The organism is Flavobacterium sp. P3_A6 (assembly GCF_056403035.1).
Window position 1 is genome coordinate 1 of record NZ_JBFUGG010000027.1, and the last position, 23,936, is coordinate 23,936.

At 34.5% G+C, this 23,936-nt stretch carries 22 protein-coding genes and 1 pseudogene; 6 read left to right on the forward strand and 17 right to left on the reverse strand.

Features of this window, described 5'->3' with window-relative positions:
* Positions 1-2 precede the first annotated feature (2 nt).
* The 3 genes from AC1DVP_RS18990 to AC1DVP_RS19000 form a co-directional block, all read right to left on the reverse strand.
* Entirely contained in the window at positions 3-203 is a 201-nt protein-coding gene (locus tag AC1DVP_RS18990) for a hypothetical protein (protein ID WP_477185049.1), read from the reverse strand.
* A gap of 324 nt (positions 204-527) precedes the next feature.
* The gene (locus AC1DVP_RS18995) at positions 528-1,889 is read right to left on the reverse strand and encodes a pyridoxal-phosphate dependent enzyme (RefSeq protein ID WP_477185050.1); all 1,362 of its coding nucleotides are present in this window, start codon (positions 1,887-1,889) and stop codon (positions 528-530) included.
* 121 nt (positions 1,890-2,010) lie between these two features.
* A complete protein-coding gene (locus tag AC1DVP_RS19000) occupies positions 2,011-3,981 on the reverse strand; it encodes a putative porin (RefSeq protein WP_477185051.1) in 1,971 nt (656 codons plus the stop codon).
* Between the two features lie 422 nt (positions 3,982-4,403).
* Between AC1DVP_RS19000 and AC1DVP_RS19005 the strand changes: the two genes are divergently transcribed.
* Positions 4,404-5,063, forward strand: coding sequence for a ribonuclease HII (locus AC1DVP_RS19005; protein WP_477185052.1), 660 nt, complete (start codon positions 4,404-4,406; stop codon positions 5,061-5,063).
* An 88-nt stretch (positions 5,064-5,151) separates the two neighbouring features.
* Here the strand turns inward: AC1DVP_RS19005 and lipB are convergent, their stop codons facing one another.
* Positions 5,152-5,856 (reverse strand): lipoyl(octanoyl) transferase LipB, encoded by a 705-nt coding sequence (gene lipB / locus AC1DVP_RS19010; protein ID WP_477185053.1) that lies wholly within the window; start codon positions 5,854-5,856, stop codon positions 5,152-5,154.
* A 117-nt stretch (positions 5,857-5,973) separates the two neighbouring features.
* Complete coding sequence (locus tag AC1DVP_RS19015) at positions 5,974-6,714, reverse strand: hypothetical protein (RefSeq protein WP_477185054.1); 741 nt, start codon at positions 6,712-6,714, stop codon at positions 5,974-5,976.
* A gap of 304 nt (positions 6,715-7,018) precedes the next feature.
* On the opposite strand from AC1DVP_RS19015, the gene lysS reads away from it, so the two are divergent.
* From lysS to AC1DVP_RS19035, 4 genes are all read left to right on the forward strand, one after another.
* The gene (gene lysS / locus AC1DVP_RS19020; RefSeq protein ID WP_477185055.1) at positions 7,019-8,716 is read left to right on the forward strand and encodes a lysine--tRNA ligase; all 1,698 of its coding nucleotides are present in this window, start codon (positions 7,019-7,021) and stop codon (positions 8,714-8,716) included.
* Between the two features lie 85 nt (positions 8,717-8,801).
* Positions 8,802-10,124 carry an AAA family ATPase gene (locus tag AC1DVP_RS19025; RefSeq protein ID WP_477185056.1) on the forward strand — a complete coding sequence of 441 codons (1,323 nt, stop codon included), beginning with the start codon at positions 8,802-8,804 and terminating at the stop codon, positions 10,122-10,124.
* Positions 10,121-10,618, forward strand: a complete 498-nt coding sequence (locus AC1DVP_RS19030) for a hypothetical protein (RefSeq protein ID WP_477185057.1) — start codon at positions 10,121-10,123, stop codon at positions 10,616-10,618. Before AC1DVP_RS19025 ends, AC1DVP_RS19030 begins: the two co-directional genes overlap by 4 nt.
* A gap of 111 nt (positions 10,619-10,729) precedes the next feature.
* A complete protein-coding gene (locus AC1DVP_RS19035) occupies positions 10,730-10,966 on the forward strand; it encodes a hypothetical protein (protein WP_477185058.1) in 237 nt (78 codons plus the stop codon).
* 70 nt (positions 10,967-11,036) lie between these two features.
* On the opposite strand, the gene AC1DVP_RS19040 is transcribed toward AC1DVP_RS19035, so the two are convergent.
* The 12 genes and pseudogenes from AC1DVP_RS19040 to AC1DVP_RS19095 all read right to left on the reverse strand — a co-directional run bounded on the left by AC1DVP_RS19040 (position 11,037) and on the right by AC1DVP_RS19095 (position 22,754).
* Positions 11,037-12,314 (reverse strand): alginate export family protein, encoded by a 1,278-nt coding sequence (locus tag AC1DVP_RS19040; RefSeq protein WP_477185059.1) that lies wholly within the window; start codon positions 12,312-12,314, stop codon positions 11,037-11,039.
* Positions 12,315-12,330: 16 nt separating this feature from the next.
* Positions 12,331-12,972 (reverse strand): SCO family protein, encoded by a 642-nt coding sequence (locus AC1DVP_RS19045; RefSeq protein WP_477185060.1) that lies wholly within the window; start codon positions 12,970-12,972, stop codon positions 12,331-12,333.
* Between the two features lie 36 nt (positions 12,973-13,008).
* Positions 13,009-13,776 carry a formylglycine-generating enzyme family protein gene (locus AC1DVP_RS19050; protein ID WP_477185061.1) on the reverse strand — a complete coding sequence of 256 codons (768 nt, stop codon included), beginning with the start codon at positions 13,774-13,776 and terminating at the stop codon, positions 13,009-13,011.
* A 26-nt stretch (positions 13,777-13,802) separates the two neighbouring features.
* Positions 13,803-14,135, reverse strand: a pseudogene (locus AC1DVP_RS19055) (c-type cytochrome); the annotation flags it as partial.
* A gap of 73 nt (positions 14,136-14,208) precedes the next feature.
* Positions 14,209-15,669 carry a copper-containing nitrite reductase gene (gene nirK / locus AC1DVP_RS19060; protein ID WP_477185062.1) on the reverse strand — a complete coding sequence of 487 codons (1,461 nt, stop codon included), beginning with the start codon at positions 15,667-15,669 and terminating at the stop codon, positions 14,209-14,211.
* 191 nt (positions 15,670-15,860) lie between these two features.
* Positions 15,861-16,103, reverse strand: coding sequence for a cytochrome C oxidase subunit IV family protein (locus tag AC1DVP_RS19065; protein WP_477185063.1), 243 nt, complete (start codon positions 16,101-16,103; stop codon positions 15,861-15,863).
* 19 nt (positions 16,104-16,122) lie between these two features.
* Complete coding sequence (locus tag AC1DVP_RS19070; RefSeq protein WP_477185064.1) at positions 16,123-16,704, reverse strand: cytochrome c oxidase subunit 3; 582 nt, start codon at positions 16,702-16,704, stop codon at positions 16,123-16,125.
* A 280-nt stretch (positions 16,705-16,984) separates the two neighbouring features.
* Entirely contained in the window at positions 16,985-17,950 is a 966-nt protein-coding gene (locus AC1DVP_RS19075; RefSeq protein ID WP_477185065.1) for a DUF438 domain-containing protein, read from the reverse strand.
* A 157-nt stretch (positions 17,951-18,107) separates the two neighbouring features.
* Positions 18,108-19,883 (reverse strand): nitric oxide reductase activation protein NorD, encoded by a 1,776-nt coding sequence (locus tag AC1DVP_RS19080; RefSeq protein WP_477185066.1) that lies wholly within the window; start codon positions 19,881-19,883, stop codon positions 18,108-18,110.
* Between the two features lie 72 nt (positions 19,884-19,955).
* Positions 19,956-20,747 carry an AAA family ATPase gene (locus AC1DVP_RS19085; RefSeq protein WP_477185067.1) on the reverse strand — a complete coding sequence of 264 codons (792 nt, stop codon included), beginning with the start codon at positions 20,745-20,747 and terminating at the stop codon, positions 19,956-19,958.
* A 229-nt stretch (positions 20,748-20,976) separates the two neighbouring features.
* Positions 20,977-22,308, reverse strand: coding sequence for a cbb3-type cytochrome c oxidase subunit I (locus AC1DVP_RS19090; RefSeq protein ID WP_477185068.1), 1,332 nt, complete (start codon positions 22,306-22,308; stop codon positions 20,977-20,979).
* A gap of 11 nt (positions 22,309-22,319) precedes the next feature.
* The gene (locus AC1DVP_RS19095; protein ID WP_477185069.1) at positions 22,320-22,754 is read right to left on the reverse strand and encodes a c-type cytochrome; all 435 of its coding nucleotides are present in this window, start codon (positions 22,752-22,754) and stop codon (positions 22,320-22,322) included.
* A 432-nt stretch (positions 22,755-23,186) separates the two neighbouring features.
* Here AC1DVP_RS19095 and ric point away from each other — a divergent pair, with 432 nt between their 5' ends.
* On the forward strand, positions 23,187-23,918 hold the full coding sequence (gene ric, locus AC1DVP_RS19100) for an iron-sulfur cluster repair di-iron protein (protein WP_477185070.1): 732 nt from the start codon (positions 23,187-23,189) through the stop codon (positions 23,916-23,918).
* The last annotated feature ends 18 nt before the right edge of the window (positions 23,919-23,936 follow it).

Sequence of the window (23,936 nt, forward strand, 5' to 3'; positions counted from 1 at the left end):
ATCTATCTTTTATGTTTTACGTAAGAATCCAATTCTATTTCTTCTCCCTCTATTTTACTTGAAAAAACCGAAGCAACCGAGGTATAAAAACTAAACGAGTCATTAGATAATTCCGCATCATGCAATGCATTAAATCTATCTTCCAAACCTTGTGGAAAATTTTTCTTGTAATCGTCTAAAAGTATTTCAGGAATGATTTTCATTGAAAACGTAGTTGTAGCACAAATATAAAATTTATATCAATGATATAAATTTTATATTAGATAACTTTATTTTATTTACATGACTATTCGTAACTAATACCAAACAGATAGAATTAGCCACAGATTAAAAAGATTTAGACAGATTTTTTCAAAAGTGTAATGAAATCTGTGAGAATCAGTGTAATCCGTGGCAAAAAAAATATACATAGTACTCTTTKCGGACTGTTTTATTTATATCAAAAAAACTCTGCATCACATTAAAAACAAAATCCTGCAAGTTTTTTAAACTTGCAGGATTAAAATAAAAACAATTCGTATGTAAACTTACTTCATCGACCTAATAATATCATACTTCGTGATGATTTGATAATTGCTGTTTTTAAGTTCTACCAAAACTGCATCATTTTCTTTGGTGAATAATTTGGATACATCTTCAATTGAAGTGCCAAGCTGCACAATAGGAAAAGGATTCCCCATTACTTCTTTAATAGGTTTATCTGCTACATTTTTATCAGCAACATAACTTCTAAACAAATCAGTTTCATCAACAGAACCAACAATTCCATTAATATCAACCACAGGAATTTGCGAAATATTATACTTACGCATACGATCAATCGCGTGAGAAACCAATTCTTCGGTACGAACCACAATCAATTGCTTGTCGATATGATCTTTGATTACATCTTCGGCTGTAGTAACATCTTCGTCTAGAAAACCTCTTTCCCTCATCCAGTCGTCGTTAAACATTTTGCCCACATAACGGCTACCTGAATCATGAAACAATACCACGACCACATCTTCAGGCTTGAAATATTCTTTGAGCTGCAATAGCCCTTTTACAGCTGCACCAGCAGAATTCCCCACAAATATCCCCTCTTCAAGAGCTATTTTTCGGGTATAAACTGCAGCATCTTTATCTGTTACTTTCGTGAATCCGTCAATTACAGAAAAGTCAACATTTTTCGGCAAAATATCTTCACCTATACCTTCGGTGATATAGGAATAAATTTCATTTTCGTCAAAAATCCCGGTCTCGTGGTATTTCTTGAACACTGAACCATACGTATCAATTCCCCAAATTTTGATATTTGGGTTTTTCTCTTTCAGGAATTTACCAACACCCGAAATCGTTCCGCCGGTACCTACTCCAACCACAAAATGAGTAATCTTTCCTTCAGTTTGTTTCCAAATTTCAGGACCAGTTTGTTCATAATGCGCCACTGTATTGGATAGATTATCATATTGATTTGCATACCAAGAATTAGGCGTTTCTTCGGCCAATCTTTTGGAAACCGAATAATAGGAACGCGGATCATTTGGCTCAACATCGGTTGGACAAACCACCACTTTGGCACCTACAGCACGAAGAATATCCATTTTTTCTTTGGACTGCTTATCAGAAATCACACAAATTAGCTTATATCCTTTGATGATTGCTACCAGTGCCAATCCCATTCCAGTGTTTCCAGAGGTTCCTTCAATTATGGTTCCACCATGTTGTAAACGGCCATCAGCCTCAGCATCTTCAATCATTTTTACAGCCATACGGTCTTTTACCGAATTCCCTGGATTGAATGTCTCAACTTTAGCCAAAACTAAAGCATCTATTCCTGCAACAATTTTATTGAGTTTGACTAATGGCGTATTTCCTATAGTTCCTAATATATTTTCTGAGTATTCCATTTCGTCTTTTTTTAGAGTTAAATCACAAACTATACTTTTTCTGTATAGTTTATAGATAAACAAAATTACTTACTTTTTTTGAATTTCAGATTTAAAAATTTGAACAACTAAGTTCCAAAAATTAATTAAAGAAGTTCCAAACTAATCCAAAACGGATTAAGAAATCACGATATGGATTATTGGCATCCGAAAAATAATTATTTTTCGAAAACAAAGAGTTAAAATGTTCCGCTTTCAGATAAAGTCTGGTACGCTGAATTTTGACATTCACAAAATAATCAAGAAGAGGAGCATTACCAATTTTAACTCTGTCTTGAACAAAAAACTCTCCAATTACAGGGTTATAATTATTAGTGTAATAACTGGTAAAATAATTTAGCTCAACACCTGTTTGAAAAAACAGCTTCTTATCAAATAAATAATTAGTATAATACAGCGTGTTTCTAGTTACAAATTCAGGAACATTCAAAACAGCATCTGGCTGATCCACTTTTTGGAATAACAGCGTATTATCCAAAGCCCATTTACCAAATGTAAATTCTCTGGAAACCTTTAGCGAAGCATAATTAATTGCTTTGCCATATTGTTTTGGAGCAACTATCTGCATACTGTCTTTTCGCTCGGAAGCCGAAGTAATATCGGCAAAATATAAATGATCATTAATGGCATTCAACTGCATTGACAATGAAACCCATTTTGTATCAGCATTCACACTAAGAGAATTTATCTTTTCATTGACAAAATCATTCGACCAGTTGTATTTTTTATAACTGCTTTGAAATAAATTATAATTATTATTTGGAAGCTTATTCATGCTTTGATAACGGAAAGACAATTGATTTTCATCATTCCAGTCATAAACTGCCGATGCGTCTAAATTATATAAGTTTTGATCTGTTATTGATTTTGAATATAAAAACTTACCATTCCATTTATCCTTACGGTAGTTATATTGCCCTCCAAAAGTGTTGATCTTTTGGCTTAACAAATTACCAACGGTGTTTCCCCCATCCAAATACAAAATATTATTGTAGAAATAATTGGTATGCAAATCATCAACAAAAAAAGTAAAAGAGCCCAAAGTCATATTTTCATACACAGCTCCAATCTTATTATACATTTTATTGTAGTTTGTAATATCATCAATACCACTGGTTACAAATGATTCACCAAAACGGTCTACCAAAACACCGCCAACATTTGACGCAATAGTTTGCTGCTTATATCCATAATATATTTCTTCGTAATTAAACTGATTGGTAAAATACAAATTATTATCTCCTTTTTTGCGATTAATTCTAAAAGCCTGATCAAAGAAAAAACGCCCTCCTTTTAATACCGAATTTGCATCTTCCAAATAAACTCCTAATCGCTGCCTGTTATCAAACGTAGGATCGCCACTAGTAAAATCGCTTACATTGCTAATCCCTCCGTTTTCTTCATTCTGAAGCTTCTGAGAAGTATAATGTAAATTAGCAATAAACCGTCCATCCTTGGAATTATAACTTGTTGTAAATCTAAAATTTCCCGATTTAGTCTCTTGATTGATATACCTCCCCTCCGACCTCAATCCTTTATAAGCAATCGAAAAATTAAGCCTTGGCGAAACATTTAGTGAAAAATAAGAATCAGCCGATTGCCCTCTTTGAATGGTTGATTTAAAATACAGTTCAGTTACTGGAGTTGCAACATTGGCATATTTGATATCATTAGCTTTTAAATAATTAAATTGCCTTGCCGTAAAACCAAATTCCGGATAAGGCGAAAAACCATTCATCCCATACTGCAAAGTGTTGTATGTCTGACCAATATTAGGAAATTCCAAAAGTCCAAAATTATCTTTTCTCAAATAATTATGGCTATACGATTTTCTGATTGACTGAGTAGTATCGATATAAGTAGTATCTCGATCCAACGAAATAAACTGGTACATATCATAAGTTGCCACTGGCGCTTTTTTCTTCTTTATAGAATCCGAAGAATTATATTTACTATTATAATCGATTTCTTTAGCACTATTAACCTGTTTATTTTTCTGCGAAAACAAGAGAACTGGAAAAACTAAAAAAATTAAAGAAAAGAAAATCCTCATTTGAAACGGTTATAATTAGGCAATTATTTTACAGATATATCGAGCAAAGGTAAAGGATAAAAACGTATAAATAAAAAAACACTCCAATTTATAAAGTAAACCTTAACACATATTTTTTTCACAAACCCGAACTCTTCATTTCCAAATAATTTGGGCGAGCCACCATCCCGATAAAAGGGCGACTTCACTTTGCGGTTATACACCCTTTTACCGGTCTGCTGTCAGGCTATACGCGCTACTTCGGCAGCTTGCTTCAAACGAAGTTCACTGAACTCCTATTAAAATAAATATATAGTGAAGTAATCCTTCTCGCATTCGCAGCAGCAAAAACAGTACAACCACATCATTAATCTTTTAGAAAAACTTTTGAAGCACAAAAAAATCAAAAAAAATCACAATATTTGCTACTCGAAAAATTCGTTATGCTTCAAAATAATTTCTCCACTTATCTGCTCGAAACCGGCACTGATGAAGCTGGCCGAGGCTGTCTGGCTGGACCAGTAACAGCGGCCGCTGTAATTTTGCCAATAGATTTTAAAAACACAATCCTAAACGACAGCAAACAACTATCCGAAAAAATTAGAGAAAAACTAAAACCTATTATTGAAGCACAAGCCATTTCCTTTGCTGTAACTCATTTACATCCCAATGAAATTGACGAAATAAATATCCTAAATGCTTCGATGAAAGGAATGCAGGAATGCATCCTTAAATTAAGCCAAACTCCCGAATTTATTATTGTAGACGGAAACAGAGCATTAAATGCTAAATTAGGTTTGAAAAACACTTTCGGAAAGCAATTTTCTAAAGCCGAGATTGAATTATTAAAATCAATCCCAAATCAAAGTATCATAAAAGGAGATTCAAAATATTTAAGCATTGCAGCTGCTTCCGTTTTGGCAAAAACCTATCGTGATGAATACATGGACAAAATTCATGAAGAATTCCCCATGTACAATTGGAAAAAAAACAAAGGCTATCCAACCAAAGAACATCGTGAAGCTATCCGAAAATACGGCACCACAAAATACCACCGAATGAGTTTTAAGTTATTGCCAGAGCAATTGAAATTAGATTTTTGATTAACGATTTTTGATTGCAGATTTAACATTAAAACATACAAAGTTAATCCGTGTCAATCTGTCAAATCCGTTTCATCTGTGGCTAATTTTAAACAATAGCAAATTTTGCCTCAAATAATTCAGAGAAATATTTTAAAATTTTTGCTTTCACTTCTGCTTCATCCACTTTTTCGACACCGAGTTCTACATGAAGTGAAGTAACTGCTTTACCACGAATTCCACAAGGAATAATGTTATCAAAATAACCCAAATCGGCATTGACGTTTAAGGCAAAACCGTGCATTGTTACCCAACGCGAAGCACGAACACCCATCGCGCAAATTTTTCGAGCAAATGGTGTTCCTACCCCTAACCAAACTCCAGTTTCACCGTCGCTTCGGCCACATTCTATTCCATATTCTTGTAAAGTAAGAATAATGGCTTCTTCCAAAAAACGCAAATATTTATGAATATCCGAAAAGAAATTCTCCAAATCCAGAATAGGATAACCGACAATCTGACCAGGTCCATGATACGTAATATCACCACCACGGTTGATTTTATAGAAAGCAGCACCTTTGGCTTCGAGTTGTTTTTCGGATAATAATAAATTTTCCAGATCGCCACTTTTGCCTAAAGTATACACGTGAGGATGTTCTACGAACAAAAAGTAATTGGGTGTTGCAATAGTGGTTTCTTCCCTCCTGTTTTGGATCTTCAAATCGACAATTCCCTTGAACAGTTCTTCCTGATATTCCCAAGTTTCTTTGTAATCTTTATTTCCTAAATCTTGAAGTTGGATGGTTTTGTTCATTTTTTTCTGAGATGCTAAGACACTTAGAGACTAAGATTCTAAGATTTATTTTTTTGCAAATGTACGAATGTTTATTGCATCCTAAAAGGTTTTGGAAACCTGTTAGGATATGCGCATTTAATCAACTGTTTCGGGGTCTAAAACCACTTCTAGATTGGTACTTACCGGGTTTTGCAAACAATCGGATAAAAGAAATTGCAGTGATAAAGATTTATGATCATCACTTATTTTCGCAAGCAGATTTGAAACAGACTGAATCTTTCGAGGAAAATGATAATTTAAAACAAAATTCTGAACCAGTTTGTAGCCTTTATATTTCGCTTTTAATTCTTCTATTTTATCAAATTCCTTTTTTTGTTCCAATGTATCAATAATCGTTACGATTCTGTTGAAACGATCGCCCGTGTAATCATAGCATACTTTGTAATAATGCTCTTCGGCACTTAAGGCATAATTATTTTTTATATCGTCTAAGTAATGATTGGTTTTAGAAAGATCAACAATATCAGATGCATTCTGAAAATTCTGAGTATAGGTGGTTCGAAATTCCTTATCGTAAGAACTGGCTTTTTTATGAACTTTCACCGTAGAATACCTCAAAAATACTTTTTGGTCGGCTACAGGTGTTCTGGAAAACGTTTCGTGATACTTCTTGATATAATCTCCAAAAACGTAAGTTGTGTCTTTGTAGATATCTTCTTTCGAATAGTTTTCCTTCGCAATCTGCATATAGCTGTGCTCATCTCTTACATTCGTGACTTCAATAATTCCGCTTCCATCAGCATTAAAATGAATAGTTTCGACCACTTGACAGCTTATGTTTAATAGAATGAGGAGCAGGAAGAAATATCTTTTCATTTTTATCATTTTGAGTTGCTAAGTGTTTCTAAAACGAAGTTACATTATTTTGTATGGATTTTTATATTGTTTTTATTTCAGAATGCAGCTTTGGCTAAGATCTTATGAAAAACTAAACTTGTGGCCTAGCCCCGATAGAAGTGAAAATCCTTTTTGTTTTTCTTTAAAAACAAAAAAGATTGCAACGTATAGCGGGAGAATACTTGATGAAATAACAAATATTTCTGCTCCCAAAAAATCTAAAATCTGAATTCTGAATTCTGTATTCTTTTGTTATCTTTGCACACTTAAAAAACAGTACATAATGGCCTTATCAGAACAAGAAATCATCCGAAGAGAAAAACTTCAATCTTTACGTAATTTAGGAATCAATCCTTATCCTGCCAATCTTTTTCCTGTAAATCATACTTCGAAGCAAATAAAGGAGTCTTTTGAAGAGGGCAAAAAGGTGATTGTTGCCGGTCGTTTGATGAGCGTTAGAGATCAAGGAAAAGCTTGTTTTGCCGAGTTGCAGGATAGCGAAGGGCGTATTCAATTGTACGTGAACCGCGATGTTTTGTGTGAAGGCGATGATAAAACTTTATACAACCAAGTATTCAAAAAATTGACCGATTTGGGCGATTTTATTGGCATTGAAGGTGAATTGTTTACGACACAAGTTGGAGCGAAATGTATTCGTGTAAGCGGTTTTACTTTTTTGAGTAAAACGTTACGTCCGTTGCCATTGCCAAAAGTAGATGAAGACGGAAAAGTTCATGATGCTTTTAATGATGCTGAATTGCGTTACAGAATGCGTTATGTGGATTTGACGGTCAATCAAAATGTAAAAGAGACGTTTATCAAGCGTACCAAATTGTTTAATGCAATGCGTGGTTTCTTTAACGAAGCGGGATACCTTGAAGTAGAAACTCCGGTTTTACAATCGATTCCTGGCGGTGCGGCGGCGAGACCTTTTATCACGCACCACAACTCGCTTGATATTCCGTTGTACATGCGTATTGCGAATGAATTGTATTTAAAAAGATTGATTGTTGGTGGTTTTGACGGTGTGTATGAGTTTTCTAAAAACTTTCGTAACGAAGGAATGGACAGAACGCACAACCCAGAATTTACCGCGATGGAAATATATGTAGCCTACAAAGACTACAACTGGATGATGGAGTTTACTGAGCGTTTGCTAGAGCATTGTGCTGTTGGCGTGAATGGAACTAGTGAAGCTACTTTTGGTGAACATAAAATCAACTTCAAAGCGCCTTACGCCCGAGTTACGATGACAGATTCCATCAAACATTTTACTGGTTTTGATATTTCTGGCAAATCGGAAGCAGAGCTTTTTGAAGCTGCGAGAGGCATGGGAATTGACGTGGACAACACAATGGGTAAAGGAAAATTGATCGATGAGATTTTTGGAGCGAAATGCGAAGGAAATTATATTCAGCCAACATTCATTACAGATTATCCAAAAGAAATGTCACCGCTTTGTAAAGAACACCGTGATAATCCAGATTTGACGGAACGTTTTGAGTTGATGGTTTGCGGTAAAGAAGTTGCAAATGCGTACTCGGAATTGAATGACCCAATTGACCAAAGAGCCCGTTTTGAAGATCAAATGCGTTTGGCCGAAAAAGGTGATGATGAAGCGAATGGAACAATCGACGAAGATTTCTTGAGAGCATTGGAATACGGCATGCCGCCAACCTCTGGTTTAGGAATTGGAATGGATCGTTTGATGATGTTCCTGACTAATAATGCGTCTATTCAGGAAGTGTTGTTTTTCCCTCAAATGAGACCAGAGAAAAAACAGGTTCAATTGGAAGAAGATGAAAAACTAATTGTTTCTATTCTGCAGGCTAATGCCAATGTTTTGGAATTTGGTTCACTAAAAATCAAATCGGAATTGAGCGGTAAAAAATGGGACAAAGCGATGAAGAATCTTTCGGCTCTTGGAATGACTGAGGTGGTTGTTGATGGCGATGTGAAGGCTTGTCGATTGAAGGAGTAAAACTTTTATAAATTAAATACAGCTTTACAAAAGGAACTCAATTGGGTTCCTTTTGTATTATAAATTATTTCCTTAATTTTGAAAAATGGAAAGAGCAAAACTTATTGTTAAAAATTTCGGTCCTCTAAAAGATATTGATATCGAAGTTAGAGAAATGGTTACTTTTATTGGGGCTCAGGCTTCAGGAAAAAGTACTTTAGCTAAACTTCTTTCGATTTTTGAAGATGAAAATTTTAGAAGAGAAGAAAAAATTACCTTTGAAGATGAGTTGAAAAAATATAATATTTTTAATTATCTCAAAGATGACACATTCATAAGTTATGATAACTATCAAAACAAAAATGTCTCTGTAAACAGCTTCTTATACGAAAATAAAGAATCAAACAAATTTGGAAGTGTTAACTGGTTCAATATTGCTAAAAAAAAATTAACCGACAATCAATGCATATCAATACTGAAAGATTTTATAAATCTTGACATTGAATTTACTATCTTAAGAAAAGCCGAAAATATAAAGAAGTTTATTAGACTTTTTAATTTAGATGAAAACAAGACAATAGATTTACTTAATTATCTAGTTTCAAAAAAACAGCAAAAAAACTCAATAAACATTGATGAAGTTTTTCAATTAATTAATCTTGAAAAAAAAGCTGAAAATTATATTTCATTTTATGAGAGTATAATCAAAACTTTACCAGAAATATATACTTTTGACTCTTTATATATTCCTGCTGAAAGAAATTTCATTCACTTAATTGTTGAAAACACAATTGGATTAATAAATAATAACATCCGAATTCCGAAACACTTATTAAATACTGGTCAAGATTATGAAAAAGCTATACAAATTGTAAAAGAAATACCTTTAAACATAATTGACAATAAAATAAAATATAAAAGAGAAGGTAAATCATCATATATCTACCACAACAAGAATGAAAAAATTGATCTTTTAGAATCTGCTTCTGGTTTACAAACCATTGTCCCTATATTACTTTTAGTTGAATATTCTAAAATTTTAAAAGACGAATATAATTTCAATTTTGTAGTAGAAGAACCAGAACTAAATTTATATCCAAAAGCACAGCATGAATTAATCAAATATTTAGTCAAAAACTGTTTGTTTGATAGAAAAAATTTGATTCTTACTACTCACAGTCCTTTTGTTTTAGCATCGATTAATAATTTGCTTTTGGCTTTTGATAAAGGAAAAACAAAACCAAGTGAGGTTAATAAAATTATCAAAAAAGAATCTTGGCTTGATCCAAAAAACTTCATTGCCTATGAGTTAAAAAATGGCAAAGCAAAAAAAATAATGAATGATAAACTGGGGCAAATCAACGAGAATATGATTGATATTGTTTCAGATTCTTTTTCAGATGAATTTGATAAATTGTTGGATTTATGATAAATCAACTTCGAGAAGCTTTTCCTCAAATTGAAGTTGATTGTCTAACTACTATTTCAGACAAGCATACTTTTGTTTTTGAAAATGACACAGCCGTATTTGTCTCTGATAAAGACAAATATCATTTACATATTGAAAACAAAACTAATACTGAATTTTACTTTGTACAAAATGATGATTGTGTAATGAAAACCGTAAAAGGCGGACAATGTGATTATGTTATTTGCAACAATCAAAGTATCTATTTTACAGAAATAAAAGTGGCAGAAGGAAATTTTGCCAACCATAGAAAAGATGCGTATACTCAATTAGAGAACACTTTTAAATATTATTCTAAACTAATTGATTTTTCAACTATTGACGACTTAAATACTTTAGTTTGTTTTCCAAGTCCGAGAAGAATTGTAAAAGCAAGTGCTTCTACAAAAAGAAAAGAATTTAAAGTTAAATACCGACTAAATCTCAAAGAAGGAAATTACATTTCATTTGAATAGTATTTACAAAAGGAGTTTCGTTTGAAGCTCCTTTTTTTATTAAAAAACATCAAATTAAACCAAACAATCACTATTCGTTTTTCGTAACTTTACTATTCAAAACTACACGTTATGAATACTTTAGAATTAAAACAGAAAACAATTGACATGATAAAATCTGTCGATGATGTTGATTTGCTAAAGCAAATTATGAATTTGCTTCAACCATTAAACCCAAATGAAATTAAGCATTTAAATGAAAATGAATTGGAAATGGCTAAAGAAACTGAAGAAGATATACTATTTGAAAATGATATTTCTGAAGAACAACTTAACAAAGAAGATCCTGAATGGATTACTGAACTGTAAAACGCATTAAAATCAATAAAAAAAGGAGCTTCAATTCGAAGCTCCTTTTTGTTTTCTCAAGAATTAACAATTATTTTTTATACGAAAAAATCTGAGGATTTACATTTATTGACATCCAAGCCCAATTATTCGTATGATCAACGTCGCCGCCTTTCAATCTTTGCATGGTATCAGTTGCAAACATTTGGGAATACCCTCCAGTAATGTTTATGAATTTATGAACGGAATAACCAGCCGTAAAATCGATTTCAGTTCCAAGATAGCCGTCCATTTCAGTTCCATTGGCTGCCAAAACAGTGTTAGCAGTATTAAAAACATGTGGCATTAAAGCAAACTGCCATTTGTTGACATTGTATCCAAATTTCAAAAATACATCCTGCAATCCTACCGAATTTTTATGATTTCCTACGTAAAAATAATCCATATATCCATTAAATCCATGATTGGTTCCAAAAATAGGATTGAACGATTTTATATCAGTACTGGTATTTCCTTGACTTTTCCCTGACAGAAATTCATATCCGAAGCCAGCTTTAAATTTTTCAGTTACTAAATAGTTAAAATTTAAGGCAACATCAAAAGCACTCACGGTATAAGTATTGCTTTTTCCGGTTTGTCCATAAAACCATAAATTCCCGTCCCAAGACTTTCCTTTGGTGTTCATATACGTTCCAAAAGTTTGCATATAATCTACTTTCAATTCAGGCGTTGGTGTTGGGATTAGCGGGGTCAGTTTATTTTCGTAACCCGTGTTTAAAAACAGTAAACTCATGCCAATTTTACCCAGCTCAGTGTGATACCAGGCATACTGCATGGCTTTATAATTAGCAACTGTATATGGCACCGCAATATCCGTTTCGCTATTGGCATTATAGGCAACAGCCAGATCTAATTGATTCTTTTTATTTTTATAAGTAACTGATGCAGCATCATGGCTTTGCGCCTGCTGTGCCCAATCGGCTTCCCCTAGAATTCGCTGATTATCATAAGAAATAACCTGACGCCCAATGCGGGTACTCCACTTGTCATTGAAATTATATTGCGCCCAAGCTTCGAATATCTGAATACCATTCACATCTGATTTTGTATTTGATGCAACATCTCCCCAGACACGAACATTTTGCATTGTAAATTTGGTAACAAATTTGTCTTGCTTAAAATTTAAATTCAAGCGCGTTCTTGAAGATATAAACTGAGCAGGCGTTTCTCCATAAGGAATTGGCGCTTTATAACCGTTTCTGAACTCGTAACGGGGTTTAATCTGCAGATTGGCATCAAACTCTTGGGCAAAAGTATTCTTACTGGCAAATAATACAACAGCCAGTACCATTGTTTTTAATAACTTCATTGTGACGAAATTTAATTTAGTTTAGTTTAACCGCTTCTTCGGTAATTTTTTTAATAGTTGCATCGGAATTCACTCCTAATCCTTCTTGCTGATAAGCTAATTCACCCTCAGCATTAAAAACGCTTATAATATTGGAATGAGAAAAATCTAAAGGGGCTATTTTCTTGTAATTTACAGCCAATACTGCTGCAAACTCTCTGGTATTTTCTTCGGTGGATCTCAGGAATTCCCATTGCTCGCCATCCATTTTATTGGCTATAGCAAATTCTTTTAAGCGTTTAGGAGTATCCACTTCCGGATCAATGCTTACTAATACCAATTTAACATTTTCCTTAATATCTTCAGGCAGACGGGATTCGATATTGCGCATATCAGCAACTAATCTTGGACAAGCTGCTTTACAGGAAGTATAGATCATAACCATGACTAACACTTTCCCTCTCAGGTCTTTCATTTCAATATTCTGCCCATTTTGATTGGTCCATTTGGAAGGCAAATTATAAATCGACAAATCCGAAATAGGTTTCTCTTTAGCAACATTTTCTTTTTTATTACAGCTTTGAAAAGCTAAAAAAAGTGCAAAAATAGGCAAAACAAGTAAAAAATGCCTTCCTATTTTAAAAATTACTTTACGATTTTGGGATAAATTTAGACTCATTTTTGTTCTATTTTGATTTGGTTACGAAAGCTGTCGTTAATCTTTGGCACATCGAAAACCTAAATTTTTTGTAGTGTAATTGGCTTTTAAGCTTCCTCTAAAAGCGTAGCGCATAAAAGCGGCATAATTCATCAAATCGGTAGCATTTACTGATCCGCTTCCGCAAAAGAGATTCTTATCGGTGTCTTTATCTTTTCTGGATTCACCCGAAAGAAAAATACTGTTGAAGTCTGAAGTCCATTCCCAAACCAATCCATGCATATCATAAACACCCCAATAATTTTTGAAGGTATGCCCAACTGCATTCGAATACGTTTTGGGCTTCTCGTACCACGATAAAATGTATTTATTAAATTCTTCTTTGGTACGGGCATCAGAGCGTTTTTCATCAGCCATAGCCACATATTCCCACTCATCCATTGTTGGCAAACGCTTTCCTTGGCACTCACAATATTTTTTGGCTGCAAACCAAGAAACATTGGTTATTGGAGCGTTACTTAGATTATTTTTACCGAAATTAAAATCACTTTCCCATTGATTTAAATAACTTTTATCAGCAAATAATCCTTTCATTTTGGAACGGCTGTAATCTTGATGTTTTTTTACAAAGGCCAGGTATTGGGCATTAGTAACCGGATAGACATCCAAATTAAACGAAGCTATTTTGACTGGTTTTTTGGCAGTAGCACCATAAAGGGGGACAAAAGTCCCGCCTTCTATGTGTGCCATTTTAACTTCTTGAGCGCAAAGAGTAACATATATCAACAATAAAAAGGAGGTTATTATTTTTTTTAGTGGAAACATTGGGACTCTTTTTGCTTAAGTTTTTATTATTTTCTTTGGGCTTTCACCATTGCTACTGTCACTGATTTTTTGCTATTCCCCCAATTGGCATAAACATACGTAAGGACATCGGCAATTTGTTGGTCACTCAAAGCTTGAGGAGGCATAGCTCCGGTGAATTTTTTTCCATTTACGGTGATTGTGCCATTAGATCCTTTGATTACTTGTTTAATGGCACGATTCACATCGGCATTCAAATAATCTGATTTGGCCAATGGAGGAAAAGCACCTGGAATTCCTGCTCCAGTAGCTTGATGACAGGCGATACAAGTTTTTGTATAAACCCCTTTCCCTTTGTTTGCATCTTGACTAAAACCTTTCAGACTTAATCCAATTAATGCTATTCCTAAAATGTATTTTTTCATGACTTATAAAAATTTAAAATTGTATTTACTATTTTCTTTGAGCTTTTACCATTGCAGGCGTTACTACAGTTTTATTATTGCCCCAGCTGCTGTAAACATAAGTTAGAACATCGGCGATTTCATCATCCGAAAGATTCTGGCTTGGCATTACACTGTTTATTTTTTTGCCGTTTACAATAATCTCACCACTCAATCCTCTGATTACTGCCTGAATTGCTCTTTTTGGATCAGCATTCAAATAATCTGATTTTGCCAATGGAGGAAACGCATTTGGCACTCCTTGTCCTTCGGATTGGTGACACGCAAAACAAGTTGTTCCAAAGATTGCTTTTCCAGATTTAATTTGTTCAGGCAATGTTTTGGGCACAGTAGATTTGGCCACTTTTTCTCCTACAGGCATATTTTGAATATTTCCGCCCTCTGGCAAATATATTCCTTCTTGTGTGGTTCCTGAATAGATTTTTTTGTTTTCTTCACCCGTTACTTTCAACATTCCTAAAGCTCCTTTATTAAATGCTCTAAAAATAGAGTGATCGACCAAAATAAATGTTCCTGGCACATCAACCTTGAATTCTACAATTGCAGAACCTCCCGCCGGAATCATTGTTGTTTGTACATTAGTATTGATTGCATCTCCTCCTTCAATATGAACTTTGTCGAATATTTCACCAATAACGTGGAATGAAGAAACTAAATTAGGACCACCATTTCCCATATAAATACGAACAGTTTCTCCAACTTTGGCGGTAAGCGCATTATCACCCGCAATACTCCCCACTTTACCATTGAAAACCACATAATCAGGTTCTTCTTTCAATGCTTTATTCATATCAAAAGGCTGTACTCCTTGCTCGCCATAACTACCTTTAGTATAAAAATCACCTTGCATCACGTAGAATTCTTTGTCAACCGGTGGCAAACCGCCTTCTGGTTCTACTAAGATTAAGCCATACATTCCGTTTGCAATGTGCATTCCAACAGGCGCAGTAGCACAATGATAGACGTATAGTCCTGGATTTAAAACTTTGAAATTAAATACTTTTTCATGCCCAGGTGCTACGATTGAAGAAGCAGCTCCGCCTCCTTGGCCTGTTACGGCATGCAAATCGATATTGTGTGGCAATTTATTATCAGGATGATTTTTTAAGTGAAACTCCACCTCGTCACCAACTCTTGTTCTGATGAAACTTCCCGGAACTGATCCGCCAAAAGTCCAATAAATATATTTTGTTCCATCAACCATTTCTCCTTCTTCTTCTTTGATTTCCATATTGACTACCAAATGCATAGCTGGTCTATCGCCAACAGGTTTTGGAACCATTGGAGGAGCAGTAAGTTCAGCCTCTTTTTGCCCTTCTACTTTAATTTTTTCATAATAATCGGTATCATGGTTTTCTTCTTTTTTGGCACAAGAAAAAATACTAACCGCTGCAAATAATGCAAAAGCAATAATTTTATGAGGCTTGCTAAAATGGAATAATTGTTTCATAATTCTTTCGTTTTAAAAAGTGGTTTTTATATTAAGGATAGTTTTGTCTTTTTTTATCGTGATGTAAAATTAAATTATGAGATTTAAAAAATTAATGATAAATATCATGTTTTTAACTTTTATTTAAGATTTTTTTCGAGCTTCTAAGTTAAATATACCTCAATACAGCAATATCCTTAGAATCTTACGATTTATTTTATCCCAATAATCAAAACCACAAACAATCCTAAAGTTATTATTAAACTGATTTTCCAGAACGAATGAGCTTTTTTTAATTCCATAAATTGAAAAGCAACCAAAAGAAATTTAAAAGCAGCCAAAGCCATTATCAGTGTAGCGCCAATTTTACTAAATACAGAAAAACCAGCAATACAAGATGTTGTTAAAGTGAGGATTAACAACAATACGTAAATTAAAATTAGTGATTTTTTCATTATTAAAAKACATATATTGTTAAAAAAACAAATAAAGTATAGGAAACAAAAGCAGCCAAATTAAATCGCACATGTGCCAAAAAGCAGCACAAGCTTCAACGTCTTCAATAGCGGTATCTGAATCTTTCTTTTTCATACCGTAATTTGTCCAGCCCAAAATAACTAATCCCATAATAACGTGAATGACATGGAATCCTGTTAACAGCCAATAAAAAGTGTAAAACATATTGGTGTCCAATGAAATACCGCTTTCAATTTTATGATAATATTCTACGCTTTTAAGAGCCAAGAATAAAAAACCGCCCAGCATAGCCAACTTAAAAAATACCGATGATTTCTGAACTTCATTCTCCTTAAACTGATGCACTGCATTGGCCATAAAAAAACCGCTTGTCAATAAAAAAACAGTATTTGTTGCTCCGAAAGCCGTATTCAGCTGCATACGCGATTGGTGAAAAACAGTAGCGTTTTCAATTCCATAATATACAAATGCAACCAATGCCATCCCAAAAGTGATGAGTTCGAGAAAGATTATAATCCACATCAGGATTCCTCCCGGCGGATAATAGATGTTTTTGTAATTTATTTTTAGTGTATCCATTTGATTTTTGATTAATGATCTATGATTTGGTGGAAAACAATAGACTAATGATGAAAGATTTTTGATGTTGAAAAACGGAGTCGATTATATAGTTTCTCTTTTTCGGATAATGGCAAAAAAGTAAAGTTTCTCCCTTTAGCTCCGATTGCAGTGAAAATCCTCTCTCGTTTTTTCAACGAGAGAGATTGTAACGAAAAGCGGGACGATCTTAATAAAAAGCCTAATCTTTCTGCTCCAAAATCTAAAATCAGAAATCGTTAATCTAAAATCAGAAATCATTCTACTCCCAATCCAGCAGTCTTTTTTCGCCTTCAATTTTCTTGATGTCAGTGATATCTTGAGACATTTCGATCACGCCTTTATAGTTTTTATTGGCATCTCTTACTGCAAAATAGCGGATATAAATCAGGCGTTCTTTGTAGTTAATCCAAAAAGAAGATTCGTTCTGGGTTCCTTTTCTAAATTCATCCAAAATTTTAAGGACGGTACCCACACTTTTTGGAGGATGGCAAAATTTCACTTCACGTCCAATGATTCCTGCGCTTCTAGGAAACACGCGTTCTTCGCCCCTGTTATAGAAAATCACTCTGTCATTTTCATCCACATAAGTCAAGTCCAAAGGCATTGTTCTAAAAAGCAGATTCACCTGCTCCACTGTCATGTATCCTTCATCATAATGGGAAGTATTTTCTAATGAAAAAGGCAATTCCCTAATGGTAAAATCTTCGCTTGGATGCACATATTCCACTTTGGGGAAAGACGGTGGCGTTTGCGGTAACATCCAGCCAATTTCTTCTTCGCCCATGCGCATTTCAATCCAATCGGTTTCACTAAGAATGTCCAATGCATTTGGAAACAAAACGTTTTCTTCAACTCCCATCAGCCTATAAATTCCATCCATCAAAAATGGAGTGTTGCTTCCTACTCTTTCCAGATTATCTGTTTTGAGATAGTACTGAATCAAGCGGAACTGTTCTCTCAAATTATCATGAAACGACCACATTCCCTGCGATGGCCCAACCCAGCCTTTTTTCTCCAAAAAAGGGAAAAGCTGATTTTCTTTGCGGGCAAACCGTTTTTCTATGGTAAACAACTGATTGAATATGTTGGTATATTTTGGTAAATCAATCAATGGGTTAACGCTTTTTAGCTCTTCCAAAAGAGATACTATTAATTCTTTTTCCTGAAAGTAAATCCAAACTGGATGGCCTTCCGGCAATACTGGGGTATGAACTGTTTCTGTCATTTTAATTAAATTTTATTTTGAACCATTACCTTTTTCTAAAAGTTTTTTTTTAACCATTATGAGATTAAGAAAAATTAAGTTTTGATCTATATTCTAACTTTTACCTTAATGAGACTTAATATCTTAATGGTTCAATAAAAAAATGTTTATTGTATTCTTATTTTTGGTGTTTTATCTTTTCGTATAATTTCACTAGTGATTGCAGCAACTCAACAGGAGTCGTTAAAATTTGATAGTGATTTTGCCCGAACATTTGTGGCAGATAATATTTGGCTTCGGCTTCAATTGCTAATGCATAGGAATTAATATTTTTCGAATTGAGTTCTCGAAGCGCTTGTTTTACATCATTAACTCCATATTTTCCCTCATATTTATCGTAATCATTGGGTTTTCCGTCAGAAATCAGGATGACCCATTTGTTTTTGGTACTGCGTTTGTCCAGACGAACTCCTGCATGCCGCAGTGCTGCGCCAATTCGGGTGTAACCGCTAGGTTCTACAGCTCCTACTTTGTGTTTAGCGATATTCCAGCTTTCGTCAAAATCCTTAATTGTCAAATAAGTCGAATAATTCCTTGTTTTGGAATAAAAGCTGTCAATCGAAAAATCGATATTGAACTCATTTAAAATTTCCCCAAACAAAATAGAAACTTCTTTCTCTACATCAATCACTCTATTTCCGGCAGCATACCCATCGCTTGAAAGGCTAATATCAAGCAGAATCAGAATCGACAAATCCTTTTCCTTTTTTCGGTTCGAAATATAAATTTTATCCGAAGCCGTTCTTCGGGAATGCACATCAACATACAAATCGGTGATGGCATCAATATCAAATTCATCACCTTGAGTTTGTCTTTTTTGCTGTTGCATTTTGTTATTGACATTCGTCAGCATTTTACGCAAGCCCATTAAAGTAGAGGTATTCTTTACTAATGTTTTTTTATAATAATCGCAATCCGTTTTTAGCTGTAATTTTGGATATACTTTGCAAAAATTTTCTTTATAACTGTTTTTGCTAAAATCCCATTCATCATAACTGAGATGAAAACCTTTGTCATCGACAGAAGCACTTTCGGAAATCGTGGTATTTTCCATAAAATCCGCTTGATATACGGAATGTGAAGTATCGTCAACGCGAACGGTGTATTTCATATTCAGTTCTTCCAGCGCATCCTGATGATCTTCTAATTCATCAGAACCATCAAAATCACGCCAGTTTCCGTTGAATTCCTCGGCAGTTTCCACTTTTTCAAAATTATGGAGCATCACATAATCCTCCTGCTGTTTCTTGTCGAGTTCGACTGTAATTACTTCCTCAACAGCTTGTGCTTTCAGCGTGGTTAAAGGCTGGATTTCATTAGCCTTTTTAGTCTTATCCGAAAAATTTTGGAGTTCATTTTCACTTTCGTTTTTCACTTCGTTTTTCATCCATTTGCCAAACAGCCAAGAAAAATCAGGTTTGTTTTTAGCATCTGCTTTTTGGATAAAGTGATTTTTGGCTTTTGCCAAAAACTGTCTGTCGATTGAAAATTCTTTGAACAAAACCAAAAGAATTTCTTCGGAGGTTTCCAATGCTTTTTGCTGCGAAAGAAATAATTCTGGTTCGGTTTCCTCGGATGTCCAATTGCAATTCAATCGCTGTTGTACGCTTAGATACAAAATTCTAAAATGATAAAAAGTGAGATTCTCTTCCGGCGTAGGGAATTCGGCAAAGGAGATTGGGAGAAAAAAATTATTGTTTTTGTATCCTCCTTCTCTTTCGGCAGGAAATATTTCGATTGGATTTCCTGTCAAAGCACGCGCCATAATGGTCAAACGGGATTTTATCCCAGCAAGCGTAACTGTTCTGGCTTCCACTTCAGGGTTTATTCTTTTTCTGCTTTTTAAATGCTTGAAAAATTTCCCAACTAAATATTCATCTATCTCGAAACCCATTTTTATTATTTTTATTTTCGGTATGTACGGACAACTCGCGAGTTGTCCCTACGCCCAATTGTTCGTACAAGATCATATCATCAAATTGCACAAATCCTTCAATGCTTCCAATGTCTGCAGATCATCTGTCAATGGTTCTACGACGGCAACGTGCACGGCCAATCTTTTTGGTAATCCGCTGTGGATGATTTTTGCAGCATCAACCAGAAGCCGTGTCGAAACCGTTTCGGTCAATCCTAATTCGGTTAAATTTCTAATCTTGTTGCCAATAGCTACCAGTTTTTTAGCTGTATCGCTGTCAATATTGGTTTCATTTACCAAAATTTCAATTTCAATTTTCGGTTCTGGATAATCAAATGAGACCGCAATAAATCGTTGACGAGTGGAAGGTTTCAGTTCTTTGAATCCCCTTTGATAACCAGGATTAAAAGAAGCTACCAGCATAAAATCGTCGTGTGCTTTAATCGTTTCACCCAATTTGTCTATAAAAAGCACCCGACGGTGATCTGTTAGGGAGTGAATCGCTACGATTACATCGGGGCGAGCTTCGGCAACCTCATCCAAGTAGATAATTGCTCCTTCTTTTACTGCAGTCGTCAAAGGCCCGTCTAGCCAAACCGTTTCCGCTCCTTTGATGATAAATCGGCCAATTAAATCGGTTGATGAAGTTTCTTCGTGACAACTGATGGTAATGAGTTTTTTATCCAATTGATGGGCCATAAACTCAACAAAACGGGACTTTCCAGTTCCTGTTGGACCTTTCAGTAAAAAAGGAATTTTGTTTTTATAGGAATGTTCAAAGACTTCGGCCTCTTTGCCTACAGCGTGGTAATAAGGTGCGGGTATTAAAGTATCTACTAACATATTTTTTAATTTTTATAAAAAACCGAAACGTAAAACAATCGTTTTATGGAAATGGAAATTCAAAAACTGTTGTCAAAACGTTCCGGTTAAAAAAAAGCTGAATTAGTTTTTTTAGTGATTAGTAATTAGCTGTTAGTGAATAGCATATAGGAATTAAAAAAAGATGATTTAAAACTAAAATCACAAGTTTTTCGCTAATCACTAATCACTTAAAGGCTAATAACTAATTTTATGCTTCCAAAGCTTCATCGGTTGGGCGTCCATATTTAAAGAAATCAAATATAAATAGCCCTATTCCTGTGGCGAACATCGTGGCGCAGATCAACAATACCACAAAGTGAATACTGATTTCGTTTTGCACGACCATAAATTCCATTTTCATTTTTCGTTCCAAATACACTTGAACCACTCCTGCTACTCCAAAGGCGACTGTCATTCCTAACATTCCGATATTGGATAGCCAGAAAGCGGCCATTCCTGTTGCGCTTTGGTATCTTTTTCGTCCTGTTAAATTCGGAAGTGCATAACTAATTATTGCCAAAACAATCATCGCATAAGCACCCCAGAAGGCATAGTGTCCGTGCATAGCCGTAACCAAAGTTCCGTGTGTGTAAAGGTTGGTTTGTGGCAAGGTGTGTGCAAAACCCAGCAATCCAGCACCAACAAAAGATACTATTGAAGAACCAATTGTCCAGAATAAAGCAATTTTATTAGGATGGCTTTTTTCGCCTTTACGGTACATATTCACAGCAAACAAAGCCATCGCCAAGAAAGCTAAAGGTTCCAAAGCAGAGAAAATACCACCTACGATTAACCAAATTTTGTTTACTCCTATGTAATAATAGTGGTGTCCCGTTCCCAAAACTCCTGAAAGGAATGTTAATCCAACAATTACATACAGCCATTTTTCGATCACTTCTCTGTCAACGCCAGTCAATTTGATTAATAAATATGAAAGAATACCTCCCATAATTAATTCCCAAACACCTTCAACCCACAAGTGAACTACCCACCAACGGAAGAATGAATCCATTACCTGACTGTCAAACCAAATCATTCCAGGCAGGTACAATAAGGCAGCAAACAATAATCCCATTGATAATACCAATGCTGTTGTGGTTCTGCGTTTTCCTTTGAAAAGCGTTCCTAAAATCAACCCTAAAAACAGCAAAACATTAATAACTACCAAGAAGTCCAATTCTCTCGGAATTTCCAGAAACTTTCTGCCTTCCCAGTGATTTAAGTGAAAACCGACGATAGCCACAACACCAACTACGGCAAGTGAAATTAATTGTACATAAGCCCATTTTACGCTTATCAGTTCACGCTGCGCTTCTTCGGGAATAATGTAATAGGCTGCTCCCATAAAACCCGTCAACAGCCAAACTACCAATAAATTAGTGTGTACCGCTCGAGCAACATTAAACGGAATAACGTCGTGCAATCCCTGTATTCCTATTCGGTCGAAGCCCATGATAAAACCATAGACAATCTGCAGTGAAAACAATAACATACACAGTGCAAAAAACCAGTAGGCTACTTTTTGTGATTTATATTTCATATTTAAAAAATTTAATTATTTTCTTTAGCTAAAGGCGAAACGATGCGGTCAAACCCGTTCAGATCGATTTTTCCGATCCATTTGAAGTAGGCCACCACTGCATCAGCATCTTTTTCGCTCATATTATAGACAACCATTTTTCGGCCGTTTGGAGCCCAAGGTATTGGTGACATCAATACAGCCTTGACATAGCCTTCTCCTCTGCGGTCGATAACTTTGGTCAGTTCTGGAGCATAATAGCCTCCTTCTCCTAAAATGGTATGACAACCCATGCAATTGTTGTGTTCCCAAATTTCTTTTCCTCTCACTACCTGTTTGTCAATAGCCTTGTAGTTGGCTTGATCATTTCTGGGCATAAACGAATAAATAGTCAATCCTATAAAGATTAAAAAGGTGACTAATGTTCCTCCCAGAAAAAATGCTCGTGCTTGTGATTTTGAAAGCATAATAATCTGTTTTTTGTTAGTTAATAAATTTCTTTTTTACATAAAGGACAAATTTGTCTTTTATTTGAATGCAAATATAAAAGATATTTTTGTCTTTTATTATAACATTTGTCATTTATTTTTAAAAATTATATTTATTTATTTTTCTTCATACGATATAAAAAACAAATTTTTAAAATTGTCAGCTACATAAGTTTTCAACAGCAGAATGTTCTTAAGTCACGTTCAAAATATGATTTTTGTCATGTTCCCATTTTTCAAATAATCGTAAAATTACAAAGACAAAAAAAGAAGCCCCCCAAATCACATTCATTTCTTATTCAAATATTTACAAAAATAAAAAAATAATATATTTAATTAAGGATAAATTTGTCTTTTATTAAAATAGTACCTATTTTTGTACTCTAAATTTTAATTATAAAAAACAACATTATGGAAACTTTAGAGAAAATCACAATAGGTGAATACGTAGCAAAAGACTTTAGAACTGCTGCTTTATTTTCAAAATACGGCATCGATTTTTGCTGCAACGGCAATAGAAGTATTGAAGAAGCATGCAATAAAAAAGCAGTAAATCCTGATGATTTATTAAAAGAAATCGAGACAGTTTTATCTTCAAAAAGTGATTCCGGAATTGATTACAATGCCTGGCCAATTGATTTATTAGCCGATTATATAGAGAAAACACATCACCGTTATGTCGCTGAAAAAACACCTGTTCTGCTTCAATTTTTAGACAAATTAAACCGAGTACACGGAGCTAATCATCCGGAGTTATTAGAAATAAACGAACTCTTTAAAGGATGTGCAGGAGAATTAGCGCAACACATGAAAAAAGAAGAACTGATTTTGTTTCCTTTCATCAAAAAAATGGTTCATGCTGCCATTTCAGACGAATTAATAGAACAGCCTCATTTTGGAACAGTAGAAAATCCAATTGCAATGATGATGCATGAACACGATGCCGAAGGGGAACGTTTCAGAAAAATAGCCTCATTAAGCAACAATTATACACCTCCTTCAGATGCATGCAATACTTATAAAGTAACATTTGCCATGCTACAAGAATTTGAACAGGATTTGCACAAGCACATCCATTTGGAAAATAATATTTTATTCCCAAAAGCAGCTAAACTCGAAAAAGAATTTTCGGCACAATCATAAACTATGTCAAACACTAAA